Origin of the sequence: Pseudoalteromonas sp. Scap06, assembly GCF_013394165.1 — a bacterium.
Taxonomy (GTDB): Bacteria; Pseudomonadota; Gammaproteobacteria; order Enterobacterales; family Alteromonadaceae; genus Pseudoalteromonas.
Map to the genome: position 1 here is coordinate 277,701 of NZ_CP041330.1, position 17,153 is coordinate 294,853.

Here is a 17,153-nt window from a genome sequence, read left to right on the forward strand (position 1 = left end):
GAATTTTACGAATAACCGATTATTTGGTTATTCATCAATTTTTAGAATGAGGAATGCCCGCATTAATTGCGGCAAACACTGAGGTAACTATGGCTAAATTAAGAAGTGCAACCACCACTGAAGGGCGTAAACGCGCAGGCGCAAGAGCATTATGGCGTGCAACAGGCATGACTGATACCGACTTTGGTAAGCCAATTATTGCTGTTGTGAACTCATTTACGCAATTTGTACCGGGGCACGTACATCTTAATCAGCTTAGTGAACTGATGGCTGAAACCATTACTCAGGCCGGTGGTGTACCAAAAGAATTTAATACCATTGCTATCGATGACGGTATTGCCATGGGTCACGGCGGTATGCTTTATTCACTGCCATCGCGCGATTTAATTGCCGACTCAGTAGAGTATATGGTGAACGGCCATTGTGCCGATGCGATGATTTGTATTTCTAACTGCGACAAAATCACCCCTGGAATGATGTTAGCGGCGCTGCGTTTAAATATACCCGTTATTTTTGTATCAGGCGGCCCAATGGAAGCAGGTAAAACCAAATTAGCGAATATCGATATTAAGCTCGATTTGGTTGATGCTATGGTTAAAGGCGCTGATGAATCGGTAAGTGATGCCGACTCTGAGCAAGTTGAGCGTTCTGCATGTCCTACTTGTGGGTCGTGTTCAGGGATGTTTACCGCCAACTCTATGAACTGTTTACTAGAAGCAATTGGCCTTGCGCTGCCTGGTAATGGGACCACGCTTGCGACCCATAAAGACCGTAAACAACTGTATGTTGAAGCGGGTGCACGTATCGTTGATTTATGCCGTGAGTACTATCAAAAAGATAACCAAGACGTACTGCCTCGTGCTATCGCTAATAAAACCGCATTTATGAACTCTATGGTGGTTGATATTGCTATGGGCGGTTCATCAAATACGGTATTGCATTTACTCGCGGCGGCACAAGAAGCCGGCGTTGATTTTGATATGTCACACATTGATGAACTTTCACGTAAAACCCCGTTTTTATGTAAAGTTGCTCCAGCTACAGCGCAATACCACATTGAAGACGTACACCGTGCTGGTGGCATGATGGCGATAGTTCACGAGCTTGGAAAGGCTGGGTTAGTTGATTTATCGGTTAACCATGTTGCTGGTATGACAATGGGTGAACTGGTTAAAAAGTGGGATGCAACCGATCCGAATAACGAAGCTGCGCAAAAGTTTTATCGTGCTGGCCCTGCAGGTATTCGTACCACCAAAGCAATGAGCCAAGATTGTCGTTGGGATGAGGGTGATAACGACCGTGAAAACGGTTGTATTCGTAGTGTAGAACATGCATTTCGCCAAGATGGTGGCCTTGCCGTGCTTTCAGGTAATTTAGCAATAGATGGCTGTATCGTTAAAAGTGCGGGTGTTGTTGATGAAATGCTGCATTTTGAAGGTACTGCTGTGGTATACGAATCACAAGATGACTCTGTAGAAGGGATTTTAAATGGCGAAGTAAAAGCCGGCGACGTGGTGGTTATTCGCTATGAAGGGCCTAAAGGCGGCCCTGGTATGCAAGAAATGCTATACCCAACTAGCTATTTAAAATCAAAAGGCTTGGCAGAGCAATGTGCATTAATTACTGATGGGCGTTTTTCAGGTGGCACGTCAGGTCTATCGATTGGCCACGTATCGCCGGAAGCTGCCAGCGGTGGCGCAATTGCTTATGTTGAAAACGGCGATAAAATTATCATCGATATTGCCACCCGAGAAATTACGCTGGCGTTAAGCGATGAAGAGCTTGAAGCTCGCAAGCAAAAACAACTGGCTCGTGGTAAACAAGCGTATAAACCGCTTAATCGTGATCGTTATGTATCATCTGCGCTTAAAGCGTATGCGCTACTTGCAACCAGCGCAGATAAAGGTGCAGTTCGCGATTTAGCCAAACTGGAGGAGCTTAGCTAGGTATGGTTTCTCAAGAACTCGATTATTTTCGCGCGATTATCCAAGCCAATATGGAGCCTTTAGCCAAGGTGACTGAGGTAAGTGAAATGGCCGAATTGAGTACACGATTAGGTAATCATGTTTGGTTAAAACGTGAAGACCAGCAACCCGTGTACTCGTTTAAATTACGCGGTGCTTTTAATAAATTAAATAAGCTGCCTAAAGGCTCGGTTGTGATCACCGCATCCGCAGGTAACCATGCCCAGGGTGTGGCACTAAGTGCCTCACACTTAGGGCACAAAGCCACCATTGTGATGCCCGTGACCACACCTGAAATAAAGGTTAATGCGGTAAGGGCATTGGGTGGTGAAGTCGTATTGCATGGCCATCAATTTGATGCCGCAAAAGCGTATGCGCTGGAATTAACTGAGCAGCGAAACGGCGTATTTGTACCGCCATTTGATGACCCTGATGTGATTGTTGGTCAAGGTACGGTTGCCCGTGAATTAATGCAACAGCTCAACGATTTAGATGTGGTATTTATTCCTGTTGGCGGCGGCGGCTTGCTGGCAGGTATGGCGGTATATATTAAGTCGCTGCGCCCCGATATCAAAGTGATAGGGGTTGAGGCGAATGAAAGCGCCTGCTTAAAAGCTGCTTTAGTAGCAGGCGAGCCGGTAGAACTCGATCGCGTTGGCAGTTTTGCCGATGGTGTTGCCGTTAAAATAATTGGTAGCGAAACATTCAGACTGGCACAAAAGTTTTGTGATGAAGTAGTTACCGTATCAGACGATGAAATATGTGCAGCCATGCAAGATATTTTTGTATCAACCCGTGCTATAGCTGAGCCTTCAGGAGCGCTTGCAACTGCAGGGCTTAAAAAATGGTCTCAGCAGTCGGGTTTAAAGGGGTTAAATTTAGCCGCTATTTTGTCTGGTGCTAATTTAAACTTTGATCGCTTACGTTATGTGGCTGAGCGCACTGCGCTGGGTGAGAAAAACGAAGCTTTATTAGCCGTGACCATTGATGAAAAGCGCGGTAGTTTTAAGCAGTTTTGTACATCTTTAGGTGGGCGTGCCATTACTGAGTTTAACTATCGTTATGCGGGGCCTGGCGAGGCGCAAATTTTTGTTGGTATTGCGCTACGTCAAGGGTTAGCAGAACTTGAAGAGCTTAAACAAAGTCTAACAGATAACAAATATACCTTTTGCGATTTGTCAGATAACGAATTAGCAAAGCTGCATGTACGCTATATGGTTGGCGGTAAAGCGCCAGAGCAGTTACATGAACGCTTACTAAGGTTTGAGTTTCCAGAGTATCCAGGCGCATTGGCGCGCTTTTTAGATACGCTGGGTAGTAACTGGAATATCACTTTATTTCACTACCGCAATCATGGCGGGTCAATGGGGAATGTATTAGCAGGCTTTGCTATTGAACCAAGCCAATATGAGATGTTTAATGAGCACTTAAATCGGCTAGGTTACAGTGTCCAAGACGAAACCGATAATCCCTGTTTTACTCAGTTTTTAACTACCCAACCTCAAGCAGAAAAGCTTGAAAAAATCGCTCTAGCCTAACTCTATCCTAAGCAAGCATCTTATCCCGATGCTTGCTTTATTAGCTGTTTTACATATAGTTATAATTAATTATCATGTTTATGGAAGCCTGCTTTGCTACTTAAAGGAATAATAATTAGCATCTGCTTTTTTTGTAGCCAGTTAATGGCGCAGGAATCAGTCACGTTACAATTAAAGTGGACGCACCAATTTCAATTTGCTGGCTATTACATGGCCAAACAAAAAGGCTTTTATAATGAGGCCGGTTTAGACGTCAATATAGTTCCTGCCGATCCAAAACGGCCAAATAGTTTTGGTGCGGTAGAGCGAGGAGAGGCGCAATTTGGTGTAGCACATTCAGGTATATTAGAACGCCGTATTGCCGGTGAACCCTTTGTAGCCATGGCTGCCATATTACAGTTTTCTCCTTACTGTTGGATGGTAAAAGAAACTTCAGATATTTTTCATGCTCGTGATTTTATTAACAAGCGTGTAAGTGAAGTCAGCAAAGAGAGTAATTCTGAGTTACTAACTATGCTTAAGCGCAGTGGTACTGATACCGAAAAACTGGCTGTTTACAAAGGCGATGAATTGCAACAAGCATGGATGGAAAATAAATTAGATGCCATAGAAGTGTATGTTACCGACCTACCTTATCATATGGATCAGCAAGGGGTTGCTCATAGACTTATATGTCCACAACGTTATGGGATGGATGTATACGCGGATATTTTATTTACCAGCGATAGTATGGTTAAGTATCACCCCGATACGGTAGAAAAGTTTTATCAAGCAAGTTTAAAAGGGTGGCGCTACGCGGTAATGAATATGGATGAAGCCATTGCCATAACCCAACAGTTTTATGCGCCTGATCGCAGTTTTCATCAACTGGCATATGAGGCTGAGGTACTTAAAGACTATATTGCTCCACCGAGTACTACTGTGGGTAATATGTCGATGGCTAAATGGCGTTTAATTGCTGACTTATATGAGATTGATCAAACAAAGTTTGATGAAGTAAAAGCTGATTTTATTTATAAATATAAAAAGCAAGAAACACTGCAGCTTTCTTGGATGCTAATTGCGGCTATTATAATAAGCATTATTTCTATCCCTCTGTATTTACGTTTAATACTTAAATCGGCTAAACAAAAGCGGGTATAAGGTTAAGCAATTCCCTTGCTCTGCGAGGTTAAAAAAATAACCGCTTAATTAGGTGCTATTGTGCTGGTATAATTAAGCGTCTTTTTTATATCCTAAGCTGTTATGACCTTAACTGAGCAATTTTCTGCCCTCAACTCTTTGCTAATGAATACTCGCTTGTATTGGCAGTGTACTGCATTTGATTTTGACGCTTTACCTTGGCCTGAATTACATGCTCCTTTGAGCGCTTTATCCGATCAGGCGGTTGCTGAATTAGACTCTGATCAAGAGCAGCTCTATCAGTTTTTTTCATCCTATATTCCCGCTGTTGAGCAACTTAGCCGATTAGTTTCATTACCTGCCATTACCAACACTCGGAAGGAGTACCCATTTTGGATCAGTAATGGTATTAAAGGTCGAAAGTTTACTCAGCTACAAGATTTTGTTGGCGCATTGCCCACTAGTAATCAGCCTGTATTAGAGTGGTGTGCAGGTAAAGGCCATTTAGGGCGAATGTTAGCTTTTAATGGTGCGCAGAGTGTACACAGCGTTGAGCTACAATCTCATTTGTGTGAACAAGGGAAAAAAAGTGCACAGCAGCAGGGACTTGCAATACAATTTAGCCAAGCCGATGTACTTAAGGATAGCATTCAGGATTTTTTTAGCCCACACACTCATGCCGTCGCTTTGCATGCCTGCGGTGCGTTACACCAAACTTTTATGCATCAAGCCAGTGCAGCAAAAGTACCACAAATTAGCTTTTCACCTTGTTGTTATCATTTATTTACTGATAATAATTACCAAGCGATGAGCGAGCATGCTCAGCAAAGTCGATTAAACTTAACTCACAGAGATTTAAAGCTCGCCCTGCAAGAAACTGTTACAGCTCCTTCGCGAGTAGGCAAAGTGCGAAAAACAGAAGTGGAGTGGCGACTCGGATTTGATGCCTTAAGAAAGTCACTTACTGGTGAGTTAGGGTATGTCAGCGTCCCTTCAGTGAATAAAGCGATATTTTCAGATTCGTTTGCAGCATTTTGTAACTGGGCGGCAGACAAAAAAGCCTTAAAACTGCCAAAAGATATTGATTACAATAAGTTTTTATTGATTGGGCAGGCGCGAAAAAAAGTAACAGAGCGAGTTGAACTGGTTCGACATGTGTTTAGAAGAGCAATAGAAGTTTGGCTTGTGCTCGATCGTGCTTTATATTTGCAGCAGCAAGGCTATGACGTCAGTGTTAATACATTTTGTGAGAAGCAATTAACACCCCGTAATATTTTAATTTTAGCCAGTTTAAAAACGCCCTCAACCTAAAAGAGATGTAATGAGAAATTTAAATAACTTACTAGAAAATAATAAACGCTGGGCATCTAGAACGAGCGAAGCGAACCCTGAATTTTTCAAAATTTTATCGATGCAACAAAACCCAGAATACTTATGGATAGGTTGCTCTGATTCACGGGTGCCAGCTAATCAAATTGTTGATTTATTACCGGGTGAGTTATTTGTGCACCGTAATGTTGCCAACGTGGTTGTACATACCGATCATAATTGTTTATCGGTTATGCAGTACGCGGTCGAAGTATTAAAAGTAAAACATATTATGGTTGTTGGCCACTACGGTTGTGGTGGTGTGCAAGCGGTACTAAACGAGGACCGCTTTGGCTTTATTGATAACTGGCTCCGCCACGTTGGTGATGTAAAAGAAAAACACCTAGAGCAACTTAATGCTCTGCCAGAAAAACAACGTCTTGATCGTTTAATAGAGCTTAATGTGATTGAGCAAGTGCGTAACGTATCTCGCACTAGCATTGTTCAAGATGCATGGTTAAGAGGCCAGGAACTCACGGTGCATGGTTGGGTATATGGCTTAGAAAATGGTCATTTGCATGACTTAGAATCGGTAGTTAGTTGTGCTGAAGAAGAGTGTGAAAGCTATAAAAAAGCAGTACACCATGTACTAAATAAATCTGCGGACAGTCACCTTTAATATGGCCAAAACGGCGCTAATAATCGGCAGTACCGGCTTAGTTGGCAGCCAGTTATTACAACAGCTGTTAGCATCTTCTTGCTATTCAAAGGTAGTGAGTTTATCGCGCCGCCAATTAGATTTTTCTCATCCTAAATTAATTAGCCATGTTATTGATTTTGAAAATTTGACGCATCATGTTGAATTGTTCAAAGGTGACGTATTCTTTTCTTGCTTAGGGACCACATTAAAGCAAGCGGGCAGTGTGGCTGCACAACGTAAAGTTGATTTTGAATACCAATTTATTTGTGCGCAAATGGCGGCCAATAACGCTGTTCCGCATTATTGTTTGGTATCGTCAAGTGGCGCAAATGCGCATAGTATGAGCCGTTATTTAAAAATAAAAGGAGAGCTTGAGCAGCAGGTGAAGCAGCTTGGCTTTGCACGCTTGAGTATATTGCAACCGTCTTTATTAGTCGGCGAGCGTTCAGAGCTTAGAATTGCAGAAAAGCTAGGTGAGGTGGTACTTCCACTGCTAACGCGTTTTGGTATCCTCAAACGGTATAGACCCATTACCGGTGAGCAAGTAGCTAATAAATTGCTGAGGGTAAGCATAGAGCAGCAACAAGCAACGGGTTATTATGTGCTGGACGAGCTATTTGAATAACTGAGTGATTAGCGCCATAAAGCAGGTTCGTCTATGGCGTTATATTTATTATTCAGCGTCTGTTTTTGCCGATAATTGCTGTTCAAGTATTGCCACTTTTGCTTCTAATTCAGTTAGCTTTTCACGTGTGCGGATCAGCACTTGGCTTTGAATATCAAACTCTTCACGGCTTACAAAGTCCATTTCGGCAAGCTTATTTTGTAACACTTGCTTAGTTTTACCTTCAAGTGTGTCAGCCAGGTTTTTTACACCTTGTGGCATGTTATTAGTGATCTGTTTCGCAATTTCTTCAAGTTTTGCTGGGTTAATCATAGTCGTCCCTTGCCTGTTGCCTAAAATGATAATAACTAATATTACCTTATTGGCTAGGCGTATTGTAGTGATTACGTTAAAATTGCCCGTCTTTTTGCAATCAGCTGGTCGTTATGAAACTCAATCCTAAACAAGATGAAGCGGTAAAGTACATTAGTGGTCCTTGCTTAGTATTAGCCGGCGCAGGCTCGGGTAAAACGCGAGTTATCACCAACAAAATTGCTTACTTAGTACAAAAATGTGAGTATCAAGCGCGTAATATTGCGGCGGTTACCTTTACCAATAAAGCGGCTAAAGAAATGCGCGAGCGGGTTTTGCAAACCTTGGGAAAACAAGAGTCTAAAGGTTTATGGGTGTCTACCTTTCATACGCTTGGGCTTGAAATCATTAAAAAAGAGTTAAAAACACTGGGTTTTAAACCCGGTTTTTCGTTGTTTGACGACCAAGATACGAATCAATTACTCGGTGATTTAACCGAAGACGAGCTTAAAAAAGACAAAGACTTACTAAATCTACTTAAAATGCAAATTGGTAGTTGGAAGAATGAGCTTATTTTACCAGAACAAGCTATTCGCGAAGCCAGAGAGCCGCAAAAGGCATTGTTTGCTCAGTTGTATGCGCGTTATCAAAATCAATTAAGAGCGTATAACGCGCTGGATTTTGATGATTTAATTATGATCCCCACGCTGCTTTTAAGTAGTAATGCCACATCACGTGAGCGATGGCAGCAGCGTTTTCGTTATTTACTGGTGGATGAATATCAAGATACCAATACCAGCCAATATCAATTAGTGAAATTGCTGGTAGGCGAACGAGCACGCTTTACTGTGGTGGGAGATGACGATCAGTCAATTTACTCTTGGCGTGGTGCTCGTCCACAAAACTTGGTGTTATTAAGTAAAGATTACCCTGGGCTTCGATTAATAAAACTAGAACAGAACTATCGTAGTGCTGGGCGCATTCTTAAAGCGGCCAATATCTTAATTGCAAATAACCCCCATGAGTTTGAAAAAAAGCTCTTTAGTGAGTTGGGCTATGGTGAGCAAATTAAAGTCATTGGCTGTCGTGATGAAGAACATGAATCAGAACGTGTGGTCGCAGAGATTATTTCTCATAAATTTATGAAACGCACCAGCTATAAAGATTACGCTATTTTGTACCGGGGTAACCATCAAGCGCGGGGCTTTGAAAAGTCGTTAATGAGTAACCGAATCCCGTATAAAATTAGTGGTGGAATGTCGTTTTTTTCACGTTCTGAAATTAAAGATATCATGGCTTACTTACGTCTTTTAGTGAATCAAGATGATGACAATGCTTTTTTAAGAATTGTGAATACCCCACGTCGTGAAATTGGTACAGTCACGCTTGAAAAGCTTGGCACCTTAGCTAATGAAAAACACCAAAGCTTATTTGCGACCTGCTTTGATAACGACTTAGGATACAGACTAAAAGGACGTGGTTTAAATGCACTAGCTGGGTTTGCCCGGTGGGTGGTTGAGCTTTCAGATAACGCAGTGCGCAGTGATACACTGGAGGCGGTGAAGGATTTAGTGCGTAATATTAATTACGAAGCTTACTTGTATGAATCATCGCCTAGTGCCAAAGCCGCTGAAATGCGGATGAAAAATGTGTCCGAGCTGTATCGCTGGATAACAGACATGTTAACAGGCGATGCCGATAATCCGCCAATGACACTGGCTGAAGTAGTTAGTAAATTGACCCTTCGGGACATGCTAGAGCGAAACGAAGAAGAAGATGAAGCTGATGCCGTGCAATTATTAACTTTGCATGCCTCAAAAGGACTCGAGTACCCCTATGTATTTATGGTCGGTATGGAAGAAGGATTGTTGCCACATCAAGTAAGCATTGATGAAGATAATGTGGATGAAGAGCGCCGTCTTGCCTATGTAGGTATTACCCGCGCGCAACAAGAGCTGACTTTAACCTATGCTAAAATCCGCCGTCAGTTTGGTGAAACATCACAAACAGAGCTCAGTCGATTTGTGCAAGAGTTACCGCAAGATGACTTAGCCTTTGAAAACAAAAAAGCGCCTAACACCCAAGCTGAACGTATGGAAAAAGGCCAAGCTCGGGTTGCAAATTTAAGAGCAATGCTGAAAAAGCCACAATAAGATGTGTTTAGCGCTATTTTAATTCTGAGTTTTTAAGTGTAGCTGGTATAGCGCTGGTTAGTGGGTGCTGTTTAGCAACGAATAGGTTTATGCCGTGTTTATCTAAAAGAGCTCTAAAGTTTAATATTGATGGGCCTTTAGCTATCACTTTTATCTGTTTAAGCTTAGTAATAGCCAACACCCCCTGCAACTGTAAATCGTAGCTTTCTTGTTGTAATACTCGTTTACTGAAGGTGGAGCTAAGGAGTAAATAATCACACTCTACTTCAGTCACCAAATTAAGCTCGCATTTGTCTTTTGCGAAATTGTTTAAGCCAATCGAATGACCGAGTTTTTTAAGCTGTTTTAAGTTCTCTAATTGCTGTGCGCTGGCATAACGCAGCTCCTGCTCATCAAACAACAAGCAAAGCTGTTCATTGTTTACCGGTTGTTTTAGTGTAGCTTTTAGTAAAGAAAATTCATGCTCTTCTAACAGTAAACTGGAGCAAGGCAATAGCGCAACGGCTATCTCTGCATTTTGTGCTTGTTGGTAAGCTTGTTGGATGAGTTGTAGTTCAACTTTGGTATGTTGTTCTTTATCATTCGCAAATTTCTTTAAAATATCAAAACTGGTAAAGCCAAGGACTGGGTGTTCACCAAAAGCCTCAAATAACGATGCACTCTGATAATGCTCATCCAAGGTGATAATATCTGAGCTACGAAACGTCATAGGCAATACATCAAGGTGATGTAATGTTTGTGACTCATGTTGCAACATAGGCTCAGTGAGCAGTGGATGAAATAACTCAAAGCGGTTTTTACCTGAATTTTTAGCATAATACATAGCAGCATCGGCGTCGCGAATGATTTCATCGGTATGTTTATAGCTTTGCTTTGAATAGGTAATCCCAATACTGGCACCACTTTGTACACAAACGCCTTTAGTACAAAACGGCTTTTGCATAATTTTAATTATGCGATTGGCAACATCTTCTGCCTGGTTTGGCTCAGTCAGGTGGGTCAGTAATACTACAAACTCATCTCCGCCTAAACGCGCTAATAAGTCATGTTCACGAATACATTGTGAGAATAATTTACTAACACTAATTAAAAACTCATCGCCGGCATGATGCCCGAGCTGATCATTGATATCTTTAAACTTATCAAGGTCAATAAACAATACAGCAAAGTGCTCATTTGGATTGCGTTGATAATATTGCAGGGTTTTTTCTAGTTGAGTTAAAAATAAATTCCGATTTGGTAAGCCTGTTAGTGAGTCATGGTGAGCATCGTGATAAAGTTGTTGTTCTATTTTTTTACGTTCATCAATTTGCATTTGCAAATGTAAATTTGCTTGGCTCAATTCTTTAGTTTTTTCATTAACTCGTGAGGCAAGTTCTTGGTGGCTCTTTTTTAGTGCCTGTGAAGCTAATTTTGTTTGTAATACCGTGGCAATTTGATGCGATACAAAGGTGATTAGCTCTGCATCATCATGTGTAAAAAGGTGTTCATTATTATAAGCTTGGCAAACAATTAACCCTATAACGCCTTGCGAAGTTTTTAGCGGAGCGCCTAGCCAGCTGGTGGCTCTCTTGGATTCATCAATTGGTTTTTCACGCTCTACAATGCCACTATTTAATAACTCTTGTGCTCTTTGCGGATGAATTATTTGTGTTTCTTCGGTGCTTATAACCAGTTCACTGTAGCCTTTTGCAAAGCGCCGTGGTTGAGTGCTGCCTTGGAATTCATCGACACTGTAGGGAAAACTGATCCAACCTGATTCTTTATCATACAAGGCAATATAAAGGTTTTTTGCGTAAGTAATGGTTTTTATTATTTCGTGTATTTGAAAATAAGCATCATCTAAATTTTTGGCTTGGGTTGTCAGCTCTGAAATTTTGAATAATATTTGCTGGCGTTGCAGGGCACCTTTTCGCTGTTGTATTTCAACATTTAAAGCGTCATTACTTTGCGTTAATGCTCGGGTTCTTAATTTTACTTCTGATTCGAGTAACTCTCGTTTTTTAACCCGTTCAATTGCGGTGGCTAAATAGAGTGACATGGCCTCAAGCAGGTTTATTTGTTGAGAACTGTAACCTTGTTCTGTGTCGTAACTTTGCGCGGCTAACACACCAATAATGTTTCTTTCTTGATAAACGGGAACGCCTACCCAGTGTTCTGCAGGTGTACCCAATGCTTTAAATAAGCCTTGCTGGGCAGCATCATGCATTTGCTGTTTGGTAAAGTAAGTGGTTTTCCCTTGCTTGAAGACATAACCCGTTGCGCCTTCTTCAAAATTATTATCTCGATTAAGTGGTACTGCAATGCCATCTTTTTCATCAGAAAAATAAGATAATTCTAACTGTTGTGACTGGGGATCAACCAGCACCACATAAAAGCTTTTACTCGGAACATACTTTTGTAAAATGTCATGAATAGCAGGGTAAAGTAAGGTTAGCTCGGCAACAGTACTTGCTTGCTCTGATAATTGTATCAGGGCATTGTGGAGGTGGTAGGCATGTTTGTACTTTTTTAATAGTGCTTTTAGTCGTTTATTTTGACGCACTACGCTATTAGGTACAATAAGTTTATCTTCCAATGATGTTTAACCAGTTATAATTTTTTGTATAGTTATTAATCATTATAGTTCCACTTTTAACATTTTGCGTCAAGTAGATATTTTTCTTAATTATGTAGCTAAAACTCATGAATTAGAAACAAAAAAGGCTTACTAAAACGTAAACCTTTTATTTAAAGCATTTTGACTTGGCTAATTTTAGTTAGCGGTCATGAAATCGATTGCTGCGCTTATTTCATCATCAGAACAATCCATACACGTTCCACGCGGTGGCATGGCATTAAAGCCATTGATCGCATGATCTAATAAGGTGTCTTTTCCTTTAGCGATACGAGGAGCCCAATCGTCAGCTGATTTAGGAGCGCCTAAAGCACCTGTGCCGTGACAAGCAAAACAGGCTGCTTGATATACTTGCTCGCCTGAACGAGGACCTGTTGGTGCAGCAACCGCTACTTTCTCACCTTCAAGGTAAACAGCACCAATAGGCGCTAAACGTTTTTTAATTGCATCTTCAGTCATAGAGTTATCATATGGCTGTGCGTATGCGGTGGTTGCTAGCACAAGTAATGCTGCAGCTGATAGTTTTTTCATTTTGCCTTGCCCACTTCAATTTGAACGTGATCAATCACGATTTTAAATGACGGAATTTAGACCAATTATAACTCCACTCAGTGATTTATAAAATGCTCAGAGTCGATTTTATTTATAAATACGACTAATGATTGTCTTAACTCAATAAATTACCTAAATAAAACGGGATCATTAGACATCTAAATGCGATCAGAACCCTAATAATTAGCTAATGGCCAATACGTTACGTACTAGTTTTTCGATTCCTGCATCGGCATCCATAATTGATTGTGCCAACATATAAGCAGGTGTTGTAACCAGCTTATTATTTTTATCAATAACAATATCATCCACTTTACACTCAATATGCTCAGCGCCTAATGTGGTTAAAGCATCGGCCGTGTCGCTATCATTACCAATAGTGAGCTGTGGTTTATTATAAATGAATGGCAATAAAGCGGGTGCAATACACATATAACCGGTGGCTTTATTTGCTTTTGCAAATGCTTTACAAGCGCTCAGTACTTCGTCATTTACTTTCGCGTTAGTGCCATTAATAGCAAAGTCAGATAAGTTTTTAGCTACACCAAAGCCGCCAGGAATAATTAAAGCGTCAAATTGTGTAATGTCTAATTCAGCGAGTGACTTTATATTGCCACGGGTGATTCGAGCCGATTCCACTAATACATTACGCGACTCTGCCATTTCTTCACCAGTAATGTGATTAAGAGTATGGTACTGCGTAATATCGGGTGCAAAACACTGATATTTCGCGTTGTTTTTTTCAATGTGTAATAAAGTAAGCACTACTTCATTAATTTCACTGCCATCAAATACGCCACAACCTGCTAAAATTACCGCTATATTTTTCATATTATTTTGCTCCATTGAAGTCATTTTAATAAAGTTTAACACGACGAATCAGCCTATCTAAAAATTTATTTGCTGGTTTTTTAGCCGCAAAGTAAGTTGTTATGCGCTATATGCCATTTGATAACTAGTAAGGGTAAAAAAAATTATAAAGGATCGCTATGATCTTTGATCCATTATGCTAGAATGCTCATCCAGTTATTTAAATGGACGTAAATAATCAAAGTGGGTTACAACACCAGTAACGGTTTAAATGCCTTTTCCACATTGATAGAAGAATAATAAAAAAGAACCTCGAATTATCTTTTTTTAAACAAAACAATAAATTACAAACTAATCTAAGCATTTTGCTATGTTTCGGATGGATGGTTTGTGGGTGTTATCTACATAGTTATCCACAAGTTGCTAAAAATGTAGCGCTCTTAATCACATTAATTCACAGTCGTTTTATTTACTGCCTTATGGCATGCTTATACTTATATTACTTTTTTGTATTTAGGATCCAATTTTACCATGGCTCAGATCCCCGAAAACCCGCTTATTCTTGTTGATGGCTCTTCATATTTGTTTCGTGCTTATCATTCTCCACCTCATTTAACTAATTCTAAAGGTGAAGCCACTGGCGCCATTTATGGCGTGGTAAACATGTTGAAAAGTTTGATCAAACAATACGATCCTTCACATATGGTAGTGGTGTTTGATGCCAAAGGTAAAACTTTTAGAAATGACATGTACAGCGAGTATAAAGCGAATCGTCCGCCAATGCCTGATGATCTGCGTACCCAAATAGCGCCGCTACATAGCATTATTAAAGCGATGGGCTTTCCATTAATTAGTATTGAAGGTGTAGAAGCCGATGACGTGATTGGTACATTTGCGCGCATTGCTTCTGAGCAACAACGCCATGTACTGGTATCAACTGGTGATAAAGATATGGCACAGTTGGTTAATGAGCATGTCACCTTGATCAATACCATGACCGACAGTATTTCAGATCCCGACACTGTGGTTGAAAAGTTTGGTGTTGGACCTGAACTTATTATCGATTATTTAGCCTTAATGGGCGATAAAGTAGATAATATTCCAGGCGTTGAAGGGTGCGGGCCTAAAACAGCGGTTAAATGGTTACAAAAGTACGGATCGCTTCAGGGCGTAATTGATAATGCTGCTGATATCAAAGGTAAAATAGGTGAAAAGCTTGCAAAAGCGATTGATCATTTACCATTGAGCTATGAACTTGCCACTATTAAGTGTGATGTGGAGGTTGAATCCGATCTTGATACTTTTAAATTGCAAACACCGAATAAAGACGAATTAATTGCATTATATGGTGAGTGCGAGTTCCGTCGCTGGTTAGCTGAATTACTAGACAATCCAAAAGATGCTGACACACATTTAGCGGTCCCAACCCAAGAGAATGAGTTGCCAAAAGTTGAAGATGCGCACTATGAAACGATTTTAACTGAGGCCCAATTTAATACATTGATAGAGCAGCTCAATGAAGCTGAGCTATTTGCTTTTGATACTGAAACAACCAGTTTAGAGTATATGAAAGCGCAGTTGGTAGGGATGAGCTTCGCAGTAAAAGCAGGGGAAGCCGCCTACTTACCGGTTGCACATGATTACCCAGGTGCGCCTGAACAGCTAAGCCTTGAATTTGTGATGCAAAAGCTTGGGCCAATATTAGCTGACGAAAATAAAGCTAAAGTTGGTCAAAATTTAAAATATGATAAAAGTGTGCTTGCCAATGCTGGCTATGAATTAAATGGTATTAAGTTTGATACTATGTTGGAGTCTTATGTTTTTAACAGCGTAGGTACTCGTCATGATATGGACTCATTAGCACTTAAATATTTAGGCCACAAAAATATTAGCTTTGAAGACATTGCTGGTAAAGGTAAAAAGCAGCTCACGTTCAATCAAATTGAACTTGAAAAAGCGGCGCCTTATGCCGCAGAAGATGCCGATATTACTTTGCGTTTACACCAAGTACTATGGCCGAAACTTGAAGCGGATGAAAAGCTTAAATCGGTATTTGAAAATATAGAAATGCCACTAGTAAGCGTTATTTCTGACATTGAGCGCACCGGTGTTGCTATCGACAGCAATATGTTGGCCACGCATAGCCAACGCTTAGGTGAACGGTTACTTGAGCTTGAAAAAGAAGCGTTTGAAATCGCAGGCGAACCGTTTAACTTAAGCTCGCCAAAGCAATTACAAGTACTGTTATTTGAAAAGCTAGAATTGCCCGTTATCAAAAAAACACCCAAAGGCGCGCCTTCTACAGCAGAAGAAGTACTGCAAGAATTAGCACACGATTACCCATTGCCTAAAGTGATTATTGAGCATCGCGGTTTATCTAAGCTTAAATCAACTTACACAGATAAATTGCCACTGATCGTGAATGAGCAAACCAAGCGTGTGCATACTTCTTATCATCAAGCGGTAACAGCAACGGGTCGATTAAGTTCAAGCGATCCTAACCTACAAAATATTCCTATTCGCTCAGAAGAAGGGCGCCGTATTCGTGAAGCCTTTATTGCTGCCGATGGATATAAAATTGTGGCGGCCGATTACAGCCAAATAGAGCTGCGTATTATGGCGCATCTTTCACAAGATAAAGGCTTGCTCAATGCCTTTGCAAATGGCTTAGATGTGCATAGCGCTACAGCTGCTGAGGTATTTGGAGTTGAGCTTGAAGAGGTTACATCTGATATGCGCCGTAAAGCTAAAGCCGTTAACTTTGGCTTAATTTATGGCATGTCGGCATTTGGTTTGGCACGTCAACTTGATGTACCACGCCATGAAGCGCAGCATTATATTGATAAATATTTTGAGCGCTTCCCAGGTGTTTTAGAATACATGGAAACAACCCGTGAAAAAGCAGCAGAAAATGGTTACGTAGAAACTATTTTTGGCCGCCGTTTACATTTACCAGAAATAAATGCCCGCAATGGAGCACGCCGCAAAGGCGCTGAGCGCGCAGCAATTAATGGCCCTATGCAAGGCACTGCTGCTGATATTATTAAAAAAGCCATGTTAACAGTACATGCATGGGTTAATCAGCAAGCGCCTAATACGGTTAAGCTACTTATGCAGGTACACGATGAATTGGTATTTGAGATTAAAACAGAGTGCACAGAGCAATACACTCAGCAAATTTGTGAGCTGATGTCACAAGCGGCACAGCTAGATGTACCACTTATAGTTGAAGCTGACGAAGGTGATAACTGGGAACAAGCGCACTAATTTGGTATGCCAAGGATGCCTTGTCTTAGGTAAACACAACAGTTAAAAAGAATTATTTAAAAGCGCCAATAGGCGCTTTTCTTTTAGCTTGCAGGTTAAAAAAAAGTTAAATTAAACAGCAGTTTGTATTAAATCGTTAGAGGTTCGTCAATTCGCTTCGAATATCGATAATATGCTTGTATTTTTACGCTTGCTTTTGGTAAAGT

Annotated in this window: 12 protein-coding genes; 8 read left to right on the plus strand and 4 right to left on the minus strand. The window is 40.8% G+C overall.

Annotation, left to right across the window (positions count from 1 at the left end):
- The first annotated feature begins 89 nt into the window (after positions 1 to 89).
- The 6 genes from ilvD (at position 90) to FLM47_RS01320 (ending at position 7,257) form a co-directional block, all read left to right on the plus strand.
- Positions 90 to 1,946, plus strand: a complete 1,857-nt coding sequence (ilvD, locus tag FLM47_RS01295; protein ID WP_178956826.1) for a dihydroxy-acid dehydratase — start codon at positions 90 to 92, stop codon at positions 1,944 to 1,946.
- Between the two features lie 2 nt (positions 1,947 to 1,948).
- Positions 1,949 to 3,502 (plus strand): threonine ammonia-lyase, biosynthetic, encoded by a 1,554-nt coding sequence (gene ilvA, locus FLM47_RS01300; protein WP_178954674.1) that lies wholly within the window; start codon positions 1,949 to 1,951, stop codon positions 3,500 to 3,502.
- 144 nt (positions 3,503 to 3,646) lie between these two features.
- Positions 3,647 to 4,645, plus strand: a complete 999-nt coding sequence (locus FLM47_RS01305; RefSeq protein WP_178954676.1) for an ABC transporter substrate-binding protein — start codon at positions 3,647 to 3,649, stop codon at positions 4,643 to 4,645.
- 102 nt (positions 4,646 to 4,747) lie between these two features.
- Positions 4,748 to 5,935 (plus strand): methyltransferase, encoded by a 1,188-nt coding sequence (locus FLM47_RS01310; RefSeq protein WP_178954678.1) that lies wholly within the window; start codon positions 4,748 to 4,750, stop codon positions 5,933 to 5,935.
- A 10-nt stretch (positions 5,936 to 5,945) separates the two neighbouring features.
- Positions 5,946 to 6,611, plus strand: a complete 666-nt coding sequence (gene can, locus FLM47_RS01315; RefSeq protein ID WP_008112739.1) for a carbonate dehydratase — start codon at positions 5,946 to 5,948, stop codon at positions 6,609 to 6,611.
- Position 6,612: 1 nt separating this feature from the next.
- A complete protein-coding gene (locus FLM47_RS01320) occupies positions 6,613 to 7,257 on the plus strand; it encodes a short chain dehydrogenase (protein ID WP_178954680.1) in 645 nt (214 codons plus the stop codon).
- Between the two features lie 48 nt (positions 7,258 to 7,305).
- Here FLM47_RS01320 and FLM47_RS01325 read toward each other — a convergent pair whose 3' ends face one another.
- On the minus strand, positions 7,306 to 7,569 hold the full coding sequence (locus tag FLM47_RS01325) for an accessory factor UbiK family protein (RefSeq protein ID WP_008112735.1): 264 nt from the start codon (positions 7,567 to 7,569) through the stop codon (positions 7,306 to 7,308).
- A 113-nt stretch (positions 7,570 to 7,682) separates the two neighbouring features.
- Here FLM47_RS01325 and rep point away from each other — a divergent pair, with 113 nt between their 5' ends.
- Complete coding sequence (rep, locus tag FLM47_RS01330) at positions 7,683 to 9,701, plus strand: DNA helicase Rep (protein WP_010390360.1); 2,019 nt, start codon at positions 7,683 to 7,685, stop codon at positions 9,699 to 9,701.
- A 13-nt stretch (positions 9,702 to 9,714) separates the two neighbouring features.
- Here rep and FLM47_RS01335 read toward each other — a convergent pair whose 3' ends face one another.
- The 3 genes from FLM47_RS01335 to elbB all read right to left on the minus strand — a co-directional run bounded on the left by FLM47_RS01335 (position 9,715) and on the right by elbB (position 13,701).
- A complete protein-coding gene (locus FLM47_RS01335; RefSeq protein WP_055012279.1) occupies positions 9,715 to 12,279 on the minus strand; it encodes a diguanylate cyclase domain-containing protein in 2,565 nt (854 codons plus the stop codon).
- Between the two features lie 177 nt (positions 12,280 to 12,456).
- Entirely contained in the window at positions 12,457 to 12,849 is a 393-nt protein-coding gene (locus tag FLM47_RS01340) for a cytochrome c5 family protein (RefSeq protein WP_008112730.1), read from the minus strand.
- 204 nt (positions 12,850 to 13,053) lie between these two features.
- A complete protein-coding gene (gene elbB / locus FLM47_RS01345) occupies positions 13,054 to 13,701 on the minus strand; it encodes an isoprenoid biosynthesis glyoxalase ElbB (RefSeq protein WP_010390362.1) in 648 nt (215 codons plus the stop codon).
- A gap of 510 nt (positions 13,702 to 14,211) precedes the next feature.
- Between elbB and polA the strand changes: the two genes are divergently transcribed.
- On the plus strand, positions 14,212 to 16,947 hold the full coding sequence (gene polA, locus FLM47_RS01350) for a DNA polymerase I (protein WP_178954682.1): 2,736 nt from the start codon (positions 14,212 to 14,214) through the stop codon (positions 16,945 to 16,947).
- Positions 16,948 to 17,153 lie beyond the last annotated feature (206 nt).

Bases quoted from the DNA above. Each gene is read 5' to 3' on its own strand.
- rep (WP_010390360.1), top strand. From the start codon at position 7,683: ATGAAACTCAATCCTAAACAAGATGAAGCGGTAAAGTACATTAGTGGT.
- polA (WP_178954682.1), top strand. From the start codon at position 14,212: ATGGCTCAGATCCCCGAAAACCCGCTTATTCTTGTTGATGGCTCTTCA.
- FLM47_RS01320 (WP_178954680.1), top strand. From the start codon at position 6,613: ATGGCCAAAACGGCGCTAATAATCGGCAGTACCGGCTTAGTTGGCAGC.
- FLM47_RS01310 (WP_178954678.1), top strand. From the start codon at position 4,748: ATGACCTTAACTGAGCAATTTTCTGCCCTCAACTCTTTGCTAATGAAT.
- elbB (WP_010390362.1), bottom strand. From the start codon at position 13,701: ATGAAAAATATAGCGGTAATTTTAGCAGGTTGTGGCGTATTTGATGGC.
- FLM47_RS01305 (WP_178954676.1), top strand. From the start codon at position 3,647: ATGGCGCAGGAATCAGTCACGTTACAATTAAAGTGGACGCACCAATTT.
- ilvD (WP_178956826.1), top strand. From the start codon at position 90: ATGGCTAAATTAAGAAGTGCAACCACCACTGAAGGGCGTAAACGCGCA.
- can (WP_008112739.1), top strand. From the start codon at position 5,946: ATGAGAAATTTAAATAACTTACTAGAAAATAATAAACGCTGGGCATCT.
- FLM47_RS01325 (WP_008112735.1), bottom strand. From the start codon at position 7,569: ATGATTAACCCAGCAAAACTTGAAGAAATTGCGAAACAGATCACTAAT.
- FLM47_RS01340 (WP_008112730.1), bottom strand. From the start codon at position 12,849: ATGAAAAAACTATCAGCTGCAGCATTACTTGTGCTAGCAACCACCGCA.
- ilvA (WP_178954674.1), top strand. From the start codon at position 1,949: ATGGTTTCTCAAGAACTCGATTATTTTCGCGCGATTATCCAAGCCAAT.